Below are 18,583 nucleotides of genomic sequence, written 5' to 3' on the forward strand. Positions count from 1 at the left end.
ATGGCGCAATTAGGAAAGCGAATGCGGGCTATTCGCGAGAAAGTCGAGCCCGGAAAACAATACGCGGTCGATGAGGCGTTTTCGATCTTAAAAGAGTGCGCGCGCGCTAAATTCACTGAGTCTGTCGACGTCAGTGTGAACCTGGGGGTTGATCCTCGTAAGTCCGATCAAGTGGTCCGCGGGGCTACGGTGTTGCCGAACGGTACTGGTAAAACCATGCGTGTGGCCGTGTTTGCTCAGGGCGCTAACGCGGACACTGCTAAAGAGGCCGGTGCCGACATCGTCGGTTTTGAGGATCTGGCTGAGCAGGTCAAAGGCGGCAATTTGGATTTTGATGTGGTTATTGCCACACCGGATGCCATGCGTGTCGTCGGTCAGTTGGGCCCGATTTTGGGTCCCCGCGGACTCATGCCTAATCCCAAGGTGGGGACTGTGACGCCTGATGTTGCTACTGCCGTGAAAAACGCAAAGGGTGGTCAGGTTCGTTACCGCACCGATAAGGCGGGGATCATTCACTGCAGTATCGGAAACGTGAGTTTTGAAGTGCCGAAGTTGAAAGAGAATCTTGCGACTTTGTTGGCGGACCTCAGAAAGGCCAAGCCCAGCGCTGCAAAGGGTGTCTACATGAAAAAAGTCACCGTGTCTTCGACCATGGGGCCGGGCGTGGTGGTTGATCAGGCATCACTGGCGGACTCATAGCGCGTTCGGCCTATCAAGTTTACTTAGACGTTTTTAAAGGCTTTGGGGCCATCGATGAGATGGACGTCAAAGACCGCAGGTGATTCGATGGGCGTTTGGTCAACGAATCTTAATGGCCGCTGGCTGGCCTGCGCAGACGGTGACCCAACATCAGGTTTTAACCTGGCGCGGGGCATCGTGTTAAAAGGGGCCGGATGTCATTGCGAATATCCGGTGATCCTTTGGGTGCTCGGGGCGGTTCAAGCCGGCCCGGCCAGGAGATAAATCATGCCACTAGCACTAGAAAGTAAGAAGGCGTTAGTCGCCGAAGTCAGCCAAGTCGTGGCCGGCGCGCATTCCGCCATCGCAGCGGAATACCGTGGTCTTACGGTTGCTGAAATGGATGAGCTTCGCAAGAAGGCGCGCAACGAGGGTGTTTACCTACGGGTGGTAAAGAACACGCTCGCTCGTCGTGCTTTGGTGGGGAGTGACTTCGAGTCGCTGGGTGAGCGTTTGGTGGGGCCGTTGGTTCTCGGCTTTTCCTTGGAAGACCCAGGTGCCGCCGCTCGCCTTTTTAAGGACTTCGGTAAGTCTCACGACGCGCTTAAGGTCAAGGCTCTTGCCCTGGGTGGGCAAGTGCTTGAGGCCTCGGACATCGATCGTGTTGCCAATCTGCCGACCCGTGATCAGGCCATCAGCACGCTCATGGCGGTGATGAAGGCGCCGGTCGAGAAGTTCGTCCGTACGCTTAATGAGCCCACGGCGAAGATGGTTCGCACCTTCGGTGCCGTTCGGGATCAAAAACAAGCGGCGTGACATCGCTGACGCATTGCGATTAACCGATTATTCGAACTTTGCTAATCGAACTGAATTTTTCGGAGTAAATTATCATGGCTGTTTCCAAAGAAGATATTCTGGAGACCATTTCCAACATGACCGTTATGGAAGTTGTGGATTTGGTCGCCGCAATGGAAGAGAAGTTTGGCGTTTCGGCCGCCGCCGCTGTCGCGGCAATGCCGCCAGCAGCAGCTGGCGGTGCCGGCGCGGCTGAAGCGGCAGAAGAGCAGAGCGAGTTTGATGTCGTGATGACCAGCTTTGGTAGCAACAAGGTGGCTGTCATCAAAACGGTTCGCGGTATTACCGGTCTTGGTTTGAAAGAAGCCAAAGATATGGTAGAAGGCGCGCCGGCTACTGTTAAAGAAGGTGCCTCGAAAGAAGAGGCCGAAGATATTAAAAAGCAGCTTGAGGAAGCCGGTGCTTCCGTCGAGGTCAAGTAAGCTCATTGATAGTTGCTAACGAAGCGGCTAACGCAATACAGGGCTGGTGGCCGGTCGTGCCGCCGGCCTCGTTCTGTTTTTCCGGCGTATTATTTCGTTCTCAATACGGATTGCGCCGGCGATTGCTGTTTTCCGATTCCACGGGTTTTGGATCGCCGAGGAACGCCTAATGCCATACTCCTTTACTGAAAAGAAGCGGTTTCGTAAGGATTTCGCCAAGTTACCTACTGTTAGGGTGGTGCCGTATCTGTTGGCAATCCAGTTGGACTCTTATCGGGAGTTTCTTCAGTTGGGCGTCGCGCCTGACCAGAGGCGGGAAGCCGGCCTGCACGGCGCGCTGAAGTCCGTCTTTCCGATTACAAGCTATTCCGGATACGCGGTCCTGGAGTATGTGGATTATCGACTGGGCGAGCCACCGTTTGATATCCGTGAATGTCAGCAGCGGGGGATGACCTATGCTGCTCCGCTTCGGGTCAAGGTCCGTTTGGTGATCTATGACAAAGAAGCCGGCGAGGCTGGGCAGGTTGTCAAAGATGTGCGAGAGCAAGAAGTCTATATGGGGGAATTGCCCCTGATGACCGATACCGGTACGTTCGTCGTGAATGGTACCGAGCGGGTGATCGTCTCCCAGCTACACCGCTCTCCTGGCGTTTTCTTCGATCATGACCGCGGGAAAACGCACTCTTCCGGAAAAGTGCTCTATTCTGCTCGCGTTATTCCTTACCGTGGGTCATGGCTCGACTTTGAATTCGACCCCAAAGACCATTTGTTCGTCCGAATAGATCGTCGTCGCAAGCTGCCAGTATCCATTCTGTTGCGGGCTTTGGGCTTCGAACCGGAGCAGATGCTCGAGATATTCTTTGAGCATAATGTGTTCCGGATTAAAAAAGGCGTGGTCGCCTTGGACTTGGTTCCCGAGCGCCTGCGTGGTGAAGTTGCCAGCTTCGATATTAAAGCCGGCAAGAAAGTGGTGGTCGAGGAAGGGCGTCGAATTACGGCACGGCATATCCGCGAGTTGGATTCTGCGGGGGTCAGTTCGTTGGAAGTGCCGTCTGGCTATCTGGTCGGCAAGGTCGCCGCTCACGCCGTGGCGGATGAGTCCACCGGAGAGTTACTTGTAGATGCCAACGACGAGTTAACGGAAGAACAGGTCGGCGCGCTGCTGGATGCGGGCGTGGAAGAACTCCGTACGCTCTATGTCAATGATCTCGACCGTGGCCCGTATATCTCAAATACATTGCGAGTCGATTCCACCACCAACGCTTTAGAGGCGCTGGTGGAAATCTACCGGATGATGCGACCGGGCGAGCCGCCTACGAAAGAAGCGGCACAAAGTCTCTTCCAGAATCTGTTCTTTACTCCGGAGCGATATGACCTTTCGCCGGTTGGCCGTATGAAATTCAATCGCCGGCTGGGACGTGGGGACGTTACGGGGCCCGGCATTTTAGATAACAGCGACATTTTGGACGTTATCAAGGCGTTAATCGACATCCGAAACGGCAATGGTCAGGTGGATGACATCGACCACTTGGGTAACCGACGGGTTCGTAGCGTGGGTGAAATGACCGAGAACGTCTTCCGCATCGGGCTCGTTCGTGTGGAGCGCGCGGTTAAAGAGCGGCTGAGCTTGGCGGAAAGTGAAGGGTTGATGCCGCAGGAGCTCATCAATGCCAAGCCGGTGGCTGCCGCAATCAAAGAGTTCTTCGGGTCCAGCCAGCTCTCGCAGTTTATGGATCAGAACAATCCGCTGTCGGAGGTGACGCACAAACGACGTGTTTCTGCGTTGGGTCCCGGTGGGTTGACCCGGGAGCGGGCCGGGTTTGAGGTTCGTGATGTTCATCCCACGCACTATGGTCGCGTCTGTCCTATTGAAACGCCGGAAGGGCCGAACATCGGCTTGATCAACTCGCTGGCGGTCTATGCGCGGACCAATGCCTACGGTTTCTTGGAAACACCGTACCGGAAAGTCGTTGATGGCGTCGTGAGCGATGATGTGGAGTATCTCTCTGCCATTGAGGAGGGGCGTTATGTTGTTGCCCAGGCGAATGCCCGTATCGATGACAGCAAGAGCCTTGTCGATGAGTTTGTCTCCTGTCGGTATCAGAACGAATTCACGTTGATGCCGGCGTCGCGTGTGGACTACATGGATGTCTCTCCGCGCCAGATCGTTTCGGTCGCCGCCAGTTTGATTCCCTTCCTCGAGCACGACGATGCCAACCGTGCCTTGATGGGTTCAAACATGCAGCGCCAGGCCGTACCGACATTGCGGGCTGAAAAGCCTTTGGTCGGAACCGGTATTGAAAGAGCGGTTGCTATCGATTCCGGTGTGACGGTCGTGGCTAAGCGTGGCGGCAGCGTCGAGAAAGTCGATGCGTCGCGTATCGTGGTGCGGGTCAGTGATGACGAAACCATGCCTGGCGAGCCCGGGGTGGATATCTACAATCTGACCAAGTACACCCGGTCCAACCAGAATACCTGCATCAACCAACGGCCCTTAGTGAAAGTTGGAGACCGAATCGCCAAAGGCGATGCGCTCGCCGATGGCCCGAGTACCGATATGGGTGAGTTGGCTCTTGGGCAGAATTGTCTGGTCGCATTCATGCCCTGGAATGGATATAACTTCGAAGACTCCATTCTCATCTCAGAGCGTTTGGCGCAGGAAGATCGGTTTACAACGATTCACATCGAAGAGTTGTCATGCGTCGCGCGTGACACCAAGCTGGGGCCGGAGGAAATCACTTCGGATATCCCGAACGTCGGGGAAGCTGCGCTTTCCAAGTTGGATGAGGCTGGCATCGCTTACATCGGCGCCGAGGTGAAAGCCGGGGATATTTTGGTCGGCAAGGTCACGCCCAAAGGCGAAACTCAGTTGACGCCCGAGGAAAAACTGCTGCGTGCAATTTTCGGTGAAAAAGCCTCCGACGTAAAAGATACCTCGCTGCGCGTGCCGCCAGGAATGGATGGGCATGTGATTGATGTTCAAGTGTTCACCCGCGACGGCATTGAGAAGGACAGTCGGGCTATCTCTATCGAGAAGGCTGAGCTTCAAAGAGTCCGTAAAGACCTGAACGATCAGATGCGGATCCTGGAAGATGATACCTACCAGCGTATCGAGCGGTTGATTGTGGGCAGTGTGGCCGATGGCGGCCCCAATGGGCTGAAGGCGGGAACCAAAATCACCAAGAAGTATCTCGGTGATCTGGATCGTGAGAAGTGGTTCGAGATCCGGCTGCACAAGGAAGAAGTTAACGAGCAGCTCGAGCGCATGGCGGCTCAGTTGAAAGACCAGCGCGAAGAGTTCGACCGTCGCTTCGACGAGAAAAAGCGCAAGATCACCGCCGGTGACGATCTGGCACCTGGTGTGCTCAAGATGGTTAAAGTCTACTTGGCGGTGAAACGGCGAATTCAGCCTGGCGATAAGATGGCCGGGCGTCACGGTAACAAGGGTGTGATTTCGCAGATCGTGCCGGTGGAGGATATGCCCTATGCCGCTGACGGTACGCCTGTTGATATCGTGTTGAACCCGCTCGGTGTTCCGTCCCGAATGAACGTTGGCCAAGTACTGGAAACCCACCTCGGTTTTGCTGCCAAAGGGCTGGGGCTGAAGATTGGGGCGATGTTGGATGAGCAGCGAAACGTGGCCGAGCTCAGGGACTTCCTGGATCAAATCTACAATCAGGTTGGTCGCGATCACCAGCAGCACATCGAATTATCGGAATTGAATGATGACGAAGTGATGGAGTTGGCTGGCAATCTTCGCGGCGGCGTCCCCATGGCTACGCCTGTGTTCGACGGTGCCGCAGAGTCGGAAATCAAGGATATGTTGGAGATTGCCGGACTGCCCGTCAGTGGCCAGCTTCAATTATTCGACGGACGCACCGGCGATTCTTTCGATCGCGAAGTGACCGTTGGCTACATGTACATGTTGAAGTTGAACCACTTGGTCGACGACAAGGTTCACGCTCGATCAACGGGTCCGTATAGTTTGGTGACCCAGCAGCCTTTGGGTGGGAAAGCCCAGTTCGGAGGGCAGCGTTTCGGAGAGATGGAAGTGTGGGCGTTAGAGGCCTATGGGGCTTCTTATACCTTGCAGGAAATGCTGACCGTCAAATCGGATGACGTACAAGGGCGCACCCGCATGTATAAGAACGTGGTCGATGGAGATCACAGTATGCAAGCCGGGATGCCGGAATCGTTCAATGTTTTGATCAAGGAAATTCGTTCCTTGGGTATCAACGTTGAATTGGACCAGGACTGAAAGCAAGGCGTGCGGCAAACCTTCTGTGGGTTTGCCGCGTATTGACTTGCAGGAGATACGATGAAAGACCTACTCAAGTTTTTCCGGCAGCAGGACCAAATTGAAGACTTCGATGCGATTCGTATCGGTCTCGCGTCTCCCGATATGATCCGTTCTTGGTCCTTTGGTGAAGTTAAAAAACCGGAGACGATTAACTACCGGACCTTCAAGCCGGAGCGGGACGGGCTGTTCTGCGCCAAGATTTTCGGTCCAGTTAAGGACTATGAGTGCCTCTGCGGTAAGTACAAACGATTGAAGCACCGCGGCGTAGTTTGTGAGAAGTGCGGCGTTGAGGTGACCTTGGCCAAGGTGCGCCGAGAACGTATGGGGCACATTGAGCTGGCCAGTCCGGTCGCTCATATCTGGTTTTTGAAATCTTTGCCTTCTCGAATCGGCTTGATACTGGATATCACGCTTCGTGAAATTGAGCGGGTACTGTATTTCGAAGCCTATATCGTCATCGATCCCGGTATGACGCCGCTGGAGCGTGGCCAAGTATTGTCGGAAGAGGCTTACCTGGATGCGATCGAGGAGTACGGCGACGAATTCGATGCCCGTATGGGCGCCGAAGCAATCGACGAGATGCTGCGGACTATGGATCTGCAGAAAGTCGCGTCCGGCTTGCGTGATGAAATCGCCGGTACGAGTTCCGACACCAAGATTAAGCGTTTGGCGAAGCGGTTGAAATTGATCGACTCGTTCATCGATTCCGGCAACCGGCCTGAATGGATGATTCTTAAAGTCTTGCCCGTGCTGCCACCCGATTTGCGTCCTTTGGTGCCGTTGGATGGCGGTCGATTCGCCACCTCGGATCTCAACGATCTCTATCGCCGTGTGATCAATCGCAATAATCGCTTGAAGCGCTTGTTGGATCTTTCTGCGCCTGAAATCATCGTTCGTAACGAAAAGCGGATGTTGCAGGAAGCCGTCGATGCCTTGTTGGACAATGGTCGGCGTGGCCGGGCCATTACAGGCAGCAACAAGCGGCCGCTGAAGTCGCTTGCCGATATGATCAAGGGTAAGCAGGGTCGCTTCCGGCAAAACCTTTTGGGTAAGCGGGTCGATTATTCCGGTCGTTCGGTGATCGTGGTCGGTCCCACATTGCGGCTGCATCAATGCGGTCTTCCGAAGAAAATGGCGCTTGAGTTGTTCAAGCCGTTCATTTTTTCCAAGCTTCAGCGTTTGGGTTTGGCGACGACCATTAAAGCAGCCAAAAAGATGGTTGAGCGCGAAGAGCCGCAGGTCTGGGATATCCTTGAAGACGTGATTCGCGAGCATCCGGTGATGCTCAACCGGGCGCCCACGCTTCATCGTCTCGGTATCCAAGCGTTTGAGCCGGTACTCATCGAGGGTAAGGCGATTCAGCTCCACCCGTTGGTGTGTACGGCCTTCAATGCCGACTTTGACGGCGACCAGATGGCCGTTCATGTTCCGTTGTCGCTTGAGGCGCAGCTGGAAGCGCGCGCCTTAATGATGTCGACCAACAACATTCTCTCGCCGGCCAGTGGTGAGCCCATCATTGTGCCGTCGCAGGACGTGGTTTTGGGGCTCTACTGGATGACTCGCGAGCGGGTCAACGCGCCAGGCGAAGGCATGTGCTTTTCGGATGTGACCGAAGTTCAGCGAGCCTATCGAACCGGCGCGGCTCATCTCCAAGCGCGAGTCAAAGTTCGATTGGCCGACTCGGTGGAAAATGAAGACGGGGAAATTGAGGAACGCATCCGCTTGGTCGAAACCACTGTGGGGCGAGCGCTGCTATCGGAGATTCTGCCCAAAGGCCTGAGCTTCGAAGCGATTAATCGCGACATGAACAAAAAGGCGATTTCGGCGGCTCTCAACGCTTGTTATCGGCGTGTTGGGCTTAAAGAAACGGTGATTTTTGCTGACCAACTCATGTACACGGGGTTTCGGCAGGCCACCATGGCCGGGGTTTCGATCGGTGTCAACGATATGGTCGTCCCCGAAGAGAAGGTCTCGATTTTGGGTCGCGCGGATGCCGAAGTGAAAGAAATCGAGCAGCAATACGCCTCTGGTCTCGTGACCAATGGCGAGCGCTACAACAAGGTTGTCGACATTTGGTCGCACACCAACGATCAGGTGGCCAAGGCGATGATGGAGAAGCTCGGTACTGAAGAGGTGGCGAATGCGGAAGGCGAGTTGGTTAAGCAGCCATCCTTCAACTCCATTTACATGATGGCGGACTCCGGGGCGCGAGGCAGTGCCGCGCAGATTCGTCAGCTCGCAGGTATGCGGGGTTTGATGGCAAAACCCGACGGTTCAATCATCGAGACACCTATTACGGCCAACTTCCGAGAGGGGTTGAATGTTCTTCAGTACTTCATCTCCACCCATGGTGCACGCAAAGGGCTGGCCGATACCGCACTCAAAACGGCCAACTCCGGTTACCTGACCCGCCGCTTGGTTGATGTTTCGCAGGACGTCGTGGTCGTGGAAGACGATTGTGGGACCGTACGAGGCTTGCCGTTGGCGCCTATCGTGGAGGGCGGTGACGTATTGGAGCCCCTCAGTGAGCGTGTCTTGGGTCGGGTGCTGGCGCAACCGGTGTATTTGCCCAATTCCGACGAAATCGCGATCGAGCAGGGGACGCTCCTCGACGAAGATCTAGTCGAGAGGCTAGAGCAGATTGGTGCCGATCAGGTCACTGTCCGCTCCGCCATCACCTGTGAGGCCCGCTATGGTGTTTGCGCGGCTTGCTATGGTCGCGACTTGGCTCGTGGTCATCGCGTCAACATGGGTGAGTCGGTGGGTGTGATCGCTGCCCAGTCGATCGGCGAGCCTGGCACACAGCTCACCATGCGTACGTTCCATATTGGTGGCGCGGCTTCGCGATCCGTTGCAATCAACAACGTGCAGGTCAAGCACAAAGGCTCTCTACGTTTGCACAACGTCAAGACGGTGCAAAATCAGGCGAGCAACCTGATCGCGGTTTCCCGCTCTGGCGAAATCGGCGTTGTCGACGACTACGGGCGTGAGCGCGAGCGTTACAAGATTCCTTACGGCGCAGTGTTGACGGTGGGTGATGGCGACGCCGTGGAAGCGGGGCAAGTCGTGGCTAATTGGGATCCGCATACGCACCCGGTGGTCACGGAGATCGCCGGTCGATTGCGTTTCGTCGAGATGAATGAGGGCGTTACCGTCGCCCAACAGGTTGACGATATCACAGGCCTGTCCAGTGTGGTCGTGATGGATCCGAAGCAGCGCACAGCTGCCGGTAAGGATCTTCGGCCCATGATCAAGATGGTTGACGAAAACGGCGATGATTTGCATTTTCCTGGGACGACCATTCCCGCGGCGTATTTCTTGCCCGCAGGTGCTGTGGTTAACGTACAAGACGGCGGCGAGGTCAATGTCGGTGACATCTTGGCTCGTATTCCACAGGAGTCCAGTAAGACCCGTGATATCACCGGTGGTCTGCCACGCGTGGCAGATTTGTTCGAAGCCCGAAAACCCAAAGATCAAGCTATCCTGGCAGAGCAATCGGGAACGATTTCCTTCGGTAAGGATACGAAGGGCAAGCAAAGACTCGTGATCACCGACGAACACGGTGAGCCTAATGAAACCTTGGTGCCTAAGTGGCGAAACGTCACGGTGTTCGAAGGTGAGCACGTGGATCGTGGGGATGTTGTCGTAGATGGCGAGCCCAATCCACAAGATATCCTTCGATTGCTTGGTGTTGAGGCATTGGCCGAATACCTTGTCAAAGAGATTCAAGACGTCTACCGATTGCAGGGCGTTAAAATCAACGACAAGCATATTGAAGTTATCATTCGTCAGATGCTTCGAAAGGTCGAAATCGCCAATGCCGGCGATACCCGGTTCCTGCAAGGTGAGCAGGTGGATAGGGCGCGTGTGCTGGAAGAAAATGAGCGCGTTATCGCCGAAGATAAACAACCTGCACGCTGGGAACCGCTGTTGTTGGGCATCACTAAGGCTTCCCTGGCGACCGAATCGTTTATCTCTGCGGCCTCATTCCAGGAAACCACTCGGGTGTTAACGGAAGCGGCTGTCAGGGGAATGCGTGACAGCTTGAGAGGCCTAAAAGAGAACGTTATCGTCGGACGCCTGATTCCGGCCGGTACCGGCTTGGCGTATCACGAGCAACGGCGCAAAGATCGCGATGCCGGTTATTCGCTTGATGCGTCGGTTGTTGCAAGTGCGGCCGGCGGGGGGCGTGTAGAACGTCCAGAGGACGTTTTCGAGGATCGATAAGCCTCAATAGATGCCGGCCTGGGTCGGGCCATTACTCGATGGGCAGCACTGCGTCTGGTAGCTCAGGCGCGCGCTGCCCATTCATTTTTTCAAGCCTTCTTTGCCCCTTTGGCCGAAGGTTCCTGCGCCAGCGCAAATCGCGAATGACAATCCACGGCGGCTGATGTGAAAGAGATGCGGTAGGGTGGAAAATCCCGTCCTTGACAGGTGCTGTCCCGTGTCTCTAGAATTGCGCCTCTTCACGACAGGTGGGTGCTCCTGCCTGTTTTTGTTTTTTGGACGGATCAATCGAATACCCATGGCAACCATCAACCAGCTCGTTCGTAAGCCGCGCCGCCAAAAGCCTATGAAAAGCGACGTTCCGGCTTTGGAGAAATGCCCGCAAAAGCGTGGTGTGTGTACTCGTGTTTATACGACCACGCCGAAGAAGCCGAACTCCGCGCTTCGGAAAGTTGCGCGCGTTAGGTTGACCAATGGTTACGAGGTCACGAGCTACATTGGTGGTGAAGGTCATAACCTTCAAGAGCACTCCGTTGTGTTGATTCGCGGCGGGCGTGTGAAGGATTTGCCGGGTGTTCGATATCACGTCGTGCGCGGCAGTTTGGATACCGCTGGGGTCAATGAAAGGCGTCAGGGGCGTTCCAAGTATGGCGCGAAGCGTCCAAAAGGATAAGTGGGTGCGCGTCGCGCACACATGCTGATTGAGTAGCAAATTATGGCCAGAAGAAGAGTTGCGGCAAAGCGGACAATCCTTCCAGACCCCAAGTATGGAAGTGAGCAGCTTGCCAAGTTCGTCAATATGCTGATGATCGACGGCAAGAAGTCCGTGGCTGAAAATATCGTCTATGGGGCGCTGGACGACATTGCTGAAAAGCGCGGTGGTGACCCGCTTGAGGTTCTGGATGCCGCACTTGAAGCCGTTCGGCCGGTGGTCGAGGTGAAGTCCCGGCGCGTGGGTGGTGCCACCTATCAGGTGCCGGTGGAGGTTCGCCCGACGCGACGCAACACGCTGGCTATGCGTTGGATCATCGATGCTGCTAGATCTCGTGGTGAGATGTCCATGGTTCGTCGGTTGGCCGGTGAGCTGTTGGATGCGTCCGAGAGTCGTGGTTCCGCAGTGAGAAAACGAGAAGACACCCATCGTATGGCTGAGGCCAACAAGGCGTTTTCGCATTTCCGCTGGTAATGAATGAAATTTCTTTTAGGGGTTGACGACGGTGTCACGCACAACGCCGATTGAGCGCTACCGAAACATAGGCATCATGGCTCACATCGATGCCGGAAAGACGACGACTACTGAGCGTATCCTTTTCTATACGGGTATTTCCCACAAGATTGGGGAAGTTCACGACGGCGCTGCCGTGATGGATTGGATGGAGCAGGAGCAAGAACGGGGTATCACGATTACCTCTGCGGCGACCACCTGCTTTTGGTCCGGGATGGCCAAGCAGTTTCCAGAGCATCGAATCAATATTATCGATACGCCTGGTCACGTCGACTTTACGATCGAGGTTGAGCGCTCCTTGCGTGTGCTTGATGGTGCCGTGGCCGTGTTTTGTGCGGTGGGTGGTGTTGAGCCGCAATCGGAAACAGTTTGGCGTCAAGCTAACAAGTATTCCGTGCCTCGCATGGCTTTTGTTAACAAGATGGACCGCGTTGGTGCCGATTTCCTGCGGGTCGTTGGTCAGGTGGGCAGTCGTTTGGGCGCGAATGCCGTCCCGCTGCAGTTGCCGATCGGTGCTGAAGAGGATTTTAAGGGTGTTGTCGATCTCGTAACCCAGAAGGCGATTTATTGGGACGACGAAACCATGGGGGTCAGCTTCTCCGAAGAAGAGCCGCCAGTCGAGATGGCCGATCAAGTCGCCGAGTATCGTGAAGCGCTTCTTGAGGCGGCAGCCGAAGCCAATGACGAGTTCATGGAAAAGTACCTTGAGCACGGGGAGTTGTCAGAAGACGAGATTCGGGAAGGTATTCGCGCCCGAACCCTGGCAAACGAGCTTGTTCCGGTTTTGTGTGGGACCGCCTTTAAGAATAAGGGCGTTCAAGCCATGTTAGATGCGGTCATTCGTTATATGCCGTCTCCAGTCGACGTTCCTCCGGTCAAGGGCTTGGAGCCTGACGGTGATGTCGAGCTTGAGCGTCGTCCGATGGACGATGAGCCGTTTTCGGCGCTGGCGTTTAAGATCGCTACCGATCCTTTTGTTGGCACGCTGACCTTTGTGCGTGTCTACTCCGGGGTTCTCGCGTCTGGGGATTCCGTGATGAACCCCAATAAAGGTAAGCGTGAGCGAATCGGTCGTTTGTTGCAAATGCACGCCAACACCCGTCAGGAAATCAAGGAAGTGCGCGCCGGCGATATCGCCGCTGTGGTCGGGTTAAAGCAGGTCGTCACCGGGGAAACTCTGTGCGACATGGGGTCGCCTGTTGTTCTGGAGCGTATGGAGTTTCCGGATCCTGTTATTTCGGTTGCGGTTGAGCCGAAAACGAAGGCTGACCAGGAAAAAATGGGTTTGGCGCTGCAGAAGCTGGCCCAGGAAGACCCGTCCTTCCGAGTGCGTACAGACGAAGAGTCGGGTCAGACGATCATCTCCGGTATGGGTGAGCTTCACCTTGAGATTATCGTTGATCGTATGCGCCGTGAATTTAAGGTGGAGGCCAACGTTGGTAACCCGCAGGTTGCTTACCGTGAGGCGATTCGCGCTGCCGTTGAGCAAGAAGGTAAGTTTGTTCGTCAGAGTGGTGGTCGGGGTCAGTACGGTCATGTTTGGCTTCGCTTGGAGCCCCTGGAGCGCGGTTCGGGTTATGAGTTTGTCAATGAGATCGTCGGCGGGGTTATTCCTAAGGAGTATATCCCCGCTGTAGATAAGGGTGTTCAGGAGCAGCTCGGCAATGGGGTTATCGCCGGATTTCCCTTGGTCGACGTCAAGGTTACGTTGTACGACGGTTCCTTCCATGATGTCGACTCCTCTGAGATGGCGTTCAAAATCGCTGGTTCCATGGCCCTCAAAGAGGGCGTAAAGAAGGCGCAGCCCGCGCTTCTCGAACCGATTATGAAGGTCGAGGTGGTCACGCCAGAGGACTACATGGGTGACGTGATGGGCGACTTGAATCGTCGTCGCGGGCTGGTGCAGGGAATGGAGGACGGTCCGTCCGGTAAGGTTATACGCGCCGACGTACCCCTGTCCGAGATGTTCGGTTATGCGACTGATTTGCGTTCTCAGACGCAAGGAAGAGCAAATTATTCAATGGAGTTCGCCAAGTACGCCGAGGCACCGGCGAATGTGGCTGAGGCTGTGATCAAGAAGGCCTCGTGATTCGTTAAGAGTTGTCAGTATTTGAATGAGGTGTAGCCGTGTCGAAGGGAAAATTTGAGCGTACCAAGCCGCATGTAAATGTGGGGACGATTGGTCACGTGGACCATGGTAAGACGACGTTGACGGCGGCGCTGACGAAGGTGCTGGCTGAGCAGCACGGTGGTGAGTTCAAGGCGTACGATCAGATTGACAATGCGCCGGAAGAGCGGGCTCGTGGTATTACGATTGCGACGGCGCACGTGGAATACGAATCGGATGCGCGGCACTACGCGCACGTCGACTGCCCGGGTCACGCGGATTATGTGAAGAACATGATCACGGGTGCGGCGCAGATGGACGGAGCGATTTTGGTGGTTTCGGCGGCTGACGGTCCGATGCCGCAAACGCGAGAGCACATTTTGCTGTCGCGTCAGGTGGGTGTTCCCTACATTGTCGTGTTTTTGAACAAGGCTGACATGGTGGACGACGCGGAACTTCTGGAGCTGGTTGAGATGGAAGTTCGCGAGCTCTTGGATACCTATGAGTTTCCGGGTGACGACACCCCCATTGTAGTGGGTAGTGCGCTGAAGGCGCTGGAAGGCGACAGCTCGGATATCGGTGTTCCGGCCATATTGAAATTGGTTGCGGCCATGGATGATTACATCCCCACGCCGGAGCGTGCGGTGGATGGTGATTTCCTGATGCCGGTGGAAGATGTCTTTTCCATTTCCGGGCGTGGCACCGTGGTGACGGGTCGTGTGGAGCGGGGCATTGTCAAGGTCGGCGATGAAGTCGAGATTGTGGGTATCCGCGACACCACCAAGACCACCGTGACGGGGGTGGAGATGTTTCGGAAGTTGCTGGATCAGGGACAGGCGGGCGACAACGTGGGTGTGTTGCTGCGTGGTACCAAGCGCGACGATGTGGAGCGTGGGCAGGTGCTGTGTAAGCCGGGTTCGATCAAGCCGCATACGGGTTTTGAAGCGGAAGTGTACGTACTGACCAAAGAAGAAGGTGGTCGTCACACGCCGTTTTTCAATGGTTATCGTCCGCAGTTTTATTTTCGGACGACGGACGTGACGGGGGCGGTGACGTTGCCTGAAGGCACCGAGATGGTGATGCCAGGGGACAACGTCAAAGTGGAAGTGAAGTTGATAGCCCCGATTGCGATGGAAGAAGGTTTACGGTTTGCGATTCGCGAAGGCGGCCGCACCGTAGGCGCCGGCGTCGTCTCCAAAATCATCGAGTAAGTGATGGCAAATCAACGTATTCGTATTCGTTTGAAAAGTTTCGATCATAGGTTGATCGATAAGTCTACGCTGGAGATCGTCGAAACGGCGAAGCGGACCGGGGCGCAGGTCAAGGGGCCGATTCCGCTCCCGACTCGCAAAGAGCGCTTTACGGTTTTGATTTCCCCACACGTCAACAAGGACGCGCGGGATCAGTATGAAATCCGAACGCACAAGCGCTTGATGGAAATTATTGACCCTACCGACAAAACGGTGGACGCGTTGATGCGCCTTGATTTGGCGGCAGGTGTCGACGTCCAATTGAAACTTTATTGATCGCGGGTATGTCGGGTGATTCGGTGGCGGTGTCGTTACCGCGGCTGAGCCCGGCTTATCTCGTTAGGCTTTACGCATCTCCGTAGGTCGAAAGGCCTTGGATTGGTTTGATTAATTGTGTCTGGGGTCGCACTCCTAGGCAAAAGAACTCAAGGTTGCGAGACGATGGCGCTCGGATTAGTTGGTCGGAAACGCGGAATGACTCGGGTGTTCACGCCAGAAGGTGAGTCCATTCCGGTCAGTGTAATCGAGGTTACCCCGAACCGTGTGACAGATGTTCGCACGGAGGATAAAGACGGTTATTCGGCAGTGCAGGTTACGGCCGGATCTCGCCGGGCCAGTCGCATCAGCCGCCCGGTCGCGGGTCAGTTTGCCAAAGCTGGCGTCGAAGCGGGCAGAGGCTTTTGGGAGTTTCGGCTTTCGCAAGAGCAGGGCACCGATTTGGCCCCAGGCTCTGAAATAACCGTTGATATCTTTTCTGAAGGTGACGACGTGGATGTGACCGGGACGTCGATCGGAAAAGGCTTCGCCGGGGTCGTCAAGCGCCATAATTTTCGGACGCAAGACGCTTCTCATGGTAACTCGCTGTCCCATCGGGCGCCTGGGTCGATCGGTCAGAACCAAACGCCGGGGCGGGTCTTTAAAGGCAAGCGGATGGCGGGGCACTTAGGTGCCGTGAGAACGACTACTAAGAACTTAAAAGTCGTTCGCGTCGATGTTGAGAAGAACATCCTGTTGGTAAAAGGCGCGATTCCTGGTGCGAAAGGTGGTGACGTGATTGTGCGTCCTGCGGTCAATAAGAGTAAGGGTTGAACGATGGAGCTCAAAGCGCTTGATGGTGACGTATCCATCCAGGTGGCGGATTCGGTGTTCGACGTTGTGCTCAAGGAGCCGCTCATTCACCAAGTTGTGGTGGCTTACTTGGCGGGCGGCCGAGCCGGGACTCGCGCACAGAAAAATCGTGCAGCGGTTCGAGGCGGTGGAGCCAAGCCTTGGAGGCAGAAGGGTACTGGTCGCGCGCGCGCCGGGACGATTCGTAGCCCGTTATGGCGCTCTGGCGGCGTTACGTTTGCGGCTCAACCGCGGGATCACGGTCAAAAAGTCAACCGTAAGATGTACCGGGGCGCGATGCGCTCCATCCTCGCGGAACTTGTTCGTCAGGAGCGCCTCGATGTCGTTGAGCGCTTGGGTGTTAGCGAAGCCAAGACCAAAGCGCTGGATTCAAAGCTCAAAGAGCTTGGTTTCCGTGGCGGCCTTATTGTGGTCGGTCCCGAGGATGAGCAGCTGGCGCTGGCGGCGCGTAATTTGAAAGGTGTCGATTTGATGCTGGCTGCTCAGTTGAACCCGGCGGCATTGGTCGGCGCGGAGAAAGTTCTGATGACAGTTGACGCCGTTCGTGTCATTGAGGAGTGGTTGGGATGAGCGAAGAAAGATTGCTTCAGGTACTCCTTGGGCCGCACGTCTCCGAGAAGAGTACAAACGTGGGCGACGCTCATAACCAAGTGGTGTTTAAGGTGCGTACCGATGCCACCAAGTCCGAGATTAAGCAGGCGGTTGAAACGCTGTTTAAAGTGACGGTTACAGGTGTCACTGTTGCCAATGTGAAAGGTAAACGTAAACGGTTCGGCCGCATGGCGGGCGTACGGAAGGGCTGGAAGAAAGCGTATGTTCGAGTCGCTCAAGGCGGCGAGATCGATTTTCTTTCGGTTTCTTAAGAGTTTGGTCCGGTTGCGCCTCCAATAGGAAATAGACTTAGGTAATTTCAGTATGGCAGTCGTCAAGGCAAAACCCACATCCGCGGGCCGGCGTTTCGTCGTCAAGGTTCGTACGGACGGCCTTCACAAAGGTGGGCCCTACCAACCGCTGGTCGACAAGCAGTCGCGTAGCGGTGGTCGTAACAATCAGGGGCGTATCACCTGTCGACACAAAGGCGGCGGGCACAAGCAACGCTACCGCATTGTTGACTTTAGACGGAACAAAGATGGGGTGCCGGGCGTCGTAGAGAGGCTGGAGTACGATCCGAACAGAAACGCGCATATCGCCTTAGTGCTGTACGCTGATGGTGAGCGTCGATACATTTTGGCGCCTAAGAATGTCGCTTCCGGGTCCTCCATTGTTTCAGGTCAAGATGCACCGATTCAGCCAGGTAACGCGTTACCCCTGAGAAACATTCCGGTCGGTACAGTCGTTCATGCGGTTGAGCTGAAGCCGCGCAAGGGAGCGCAGTTGGCTCGCAGCGCGGGCACTTATGCGCAAATCGTGGCGCGAGAAGGTGCCTACGCAACGTTGCGGTTGCGTTCCGGGGAAATGCGAAAGGTGCTCTTGGAATGTCGCGCCACCGTCGGGGAAGTCGGGAATGCTGAGCACAACCTTCGCTCTCTGGGTAAAGCGGGTGCGAAGCGATGGTTAGGCGTCCGGCCGACGGTCCGAGGTGTCGCGATGAACCCGGTTGATCATCCACATGGTGGTGGTGAGGGGCGTACGTCCGGTGGACGGCATCCCGTGACCCCGTGGGGTGTGCCGACCAAAGGGTACAAAACGCGGAAAACCAAGCGTACGGACAGCATGATCGTGCGTCGTCGGAAGGCCAGGTAATTTAGAGGATAAGAAATGCCGCGTTCAATTCGAAAGGGTCCTTTCGTTGACCATCATTTGGCAAAGAAGGTGCACGAGACCCAGGAGTCGCGGACCAAACGTCCGATCAAAACGTGGTCTCGCAGGTCGATGGTCACACCGGAGATGGTGGGCCTGACCATTGCGGTTCATAACGGTCGTCAGCATGTCCCGGTTTTGATATCCGAGAATATGGTTGGCCACAAACTGGGCGAGTTTGCTCCCACGCGCACCTTCAAAGGGCACGTTGCGGACAAGAAATCGCGCTGAGAGGGTTTCAATAATGCAAGTTGCCGCCAAGTTGAAGCACGCGCGTATTTCACCACAGAAATGTCGGTTGGTCGCGAATGAGATTCGGGGGTTGCCGGTGGACAGGGCTTTGCAGACGCTCAGCTTCAGTCCAAAGAAGGCTGCTCGAATCATGAAGAAGGTTGTTGAGTCTGCTATCGCAAACGCGGAACACAATGAAGGCGCGGATATTGATGAGCTTAAGGTGGCTCGTGTCTGCGTCGACGAAGGTCCGACGATGAAGCGGTTCCACGCCCGCGCCAGAGGTCGTGGTTCTCGAATTCTAAAGCGTACCAGTCACATTACTGTGACGGTTGCAGACGAGTAACGGTTAGCGAGATT

General features: G+C 55.5%; 16 protein-coding genes. All 16 read left to right on the top strand.

The window, feature by feature from the left end; all coding sequences use genetic code 11:
* Positions 1-699, top strand: coding sequence for a 50S ribosomal protein L1 (rplA, locus tag SVU69_09320; protein MDY6943195.1), 699 nt, complete (start codon positions 1-3; stop codon positions 697-699).
* Positions 700-966: 267 nt separating this feature from the next.
* Positions 967-1,494, top strand: a complete 528-nt coding sequence (rplJ, locus tag SVU69_09325; protein MDY6943196.1) for a 50S ribosomal protein L10 — start codon at positions 967-969, stop codon at positions 1,492-1,494.
* A gap of 74 nt (positions 1,495-1,568) precedes the next feature.
* Complete coding sequence (gene rplL / locus SVU69_09330; protein ID MDY6943197.1) at positions 1,569-1,955, top strand: 50S ribosomal protein L7/L12; 387 nt, start codon at positions 1,569-1,571, stop codon at positions 1,953-1,955.
* Positions 1,956-2,124: 169 nt separating this feature from the next.
* The gene (gene rpoB / locus SVU69_09335; GenBank protein ID MDY6943198.1) at positions 2,125-6,213 is read left to right on the top strand and encodes a DNA-directed RNA polymerase subunit beta; all 4,089 of its coding nucleotides are present in this window, start codon (positions 2,125-2,127) and stop codon (positions 6,211-6,213) included.
* 60 nt (positions 6,214-6,273) lie between these two features.
* Positions 6,274-10,482 carry a DNA-directed RNA polymerase subunit beta' gene (gene rpoC / locus SVU69_09340; protein MDY6943199.1) on the top strand — a complete coding sequence of 1,403 codons (4,209 nt, stop codon included), beginning with the start codon at positions 6,274-6,276 and terminating at the stop codon, positions 10,480-10,482.
* A gap of 298 nt (positions 10,483-10,780) precedes the next feature.
* Entirely contained in the window at positions 10,781-11,155 is a 375-nt protein-coding gene (gene rpsL, locus SVU69_09345; protein MDY6943200.1) for a 30S ribosomal protein S12, read from the top strand.
* A gap of 42 nt (positions 11,156-11,197) precedes the next feature.
* A complete protein-coding gene (gene rpsG, locus SVU69_09350) occupies positions 11,198-11,668 on the top strand; it encodes a 30S ribosomal protein S7 (GenBank protein ID MDY6943201.1) in 471 nt (156 codons plus the stop codon).
* Between the two features lie 31 nt (positions 11,669-11,699).
* On the top strand, positions 11,700-13,796 hold the full coding sequence (fusA, locus tag SVU69_09355) for an elongation factor G (GenBank protein MDY6943202.1): 2,097 nt from the start codon (positions 11,700-11,702) through the stop codon (positions 13,794-13,796).
* A 38-nt stretch (positions 13,797-13,834) separates the two neighbouring features.
* Positions 13,835-15,025 (top strand): elongation factor Tu, encoded by a 1,191-nt coding sequence (tuf, locus tag SVU69_09360; GenBank protein ID MDY6943203.1) that lies wholly within the window; start codon positions 13,835-13,837, stop codon positions 15,023-15,025.
* A 3-nt stretch (positions 15,026-15,028) separates the two neighbouring features.
* Complete coding sequence (rpsJ, locus tag SVU69_09365) at positions 15,029-15,340, top strand: 30S ribosomal protein S10 (GenBank protein MDY6943204.1); 312 nt, start codon at positions 15,029-15,031, stop codon at positions 15,338-15,340.
* A 165-nt stretch (positions 15,341-15,505) separates the two neighbouring features.
* Positions 15,506-16,153, top strand: a complete 648-nt coding sequence (gene rplC, locus SVU69_09370) for a 50S ribosomal protein L3 (protein MDY6943205.1) — start codon at positions 15,506-15,508, stop codon at positions 16,151-16,153.
* 3 nt (positions 16,154-16,156) lie between these two features.
* On the top strand, positions 16,157-16,762 hold the full coding sequence (gene rplD / locus SVU69_09375) for a 50S ribosomal protein L4 (protein ID MDY6943206.1): 606 nt from the start codon (positions 16,157-16,159) through the stop codon (positions 16,760-16,762).
* Positions 16,759-17,055, top strand: a complete 297-nt coding sequence (gene rplW / locus SVU69_09380; GenBank protein MDY6943207.1) for a 50S ribosomal protein L23 — start codon at positions 16,759-16,761, stop codon at positions 17,053-17,055. The genes rplD and rplW overlap by 4 nt, the downstream gene beginning before the upstream one ends.
* Before the next feature lie 52 nt (positions 17,056-17,107).
* On the top strand, positions 17,108-17,935 hold the full coding sequence (gene rplB / locus SVU69_09385) for a 50S ribosomal protein L2 (GenBank protein MDY6943208.1): 828 nt from the start codon (positions 17,108-17,110) through the stop codon (positions 17,933-17,935).
* 15 nt (positions 17,936-17,950) lie between these two features.
* Positions 17,951-18,223: a 30S ribosomal protein S19 gene (gene rpsS / locus SVU69_09390; protein ID MDY6943209.1), complete on the top strand. Its 273-nt coding sequence runs from the start codon at positions 17,951-17,953 to the stop codon at positions 18,221-18,223.
* 13 nt (positions 18,224-18,236) lie between these two features.
* Positions 18,237-18,569, top strand: a complete 333-nt coding sequence (rplV, locus tag SVU69_09395; protein ID MDY6943210.1) for a 50S ribosomal protein L22 — start codon at positions 18,237-18,239, stop codon at positions 18,567-18,569.
* The last annotated feature ends 14 nt before the right edge of the window (positions 18,570-18,583 follow it).

Source organism: Pseudomonadota bacterium, from assembly GCA_034189865.1.
Classification (GTDB): Bacteria; Pseudomonadota; Gammaproteobacteria; order UBA5335; family UBA5335; genus JAXHTV01.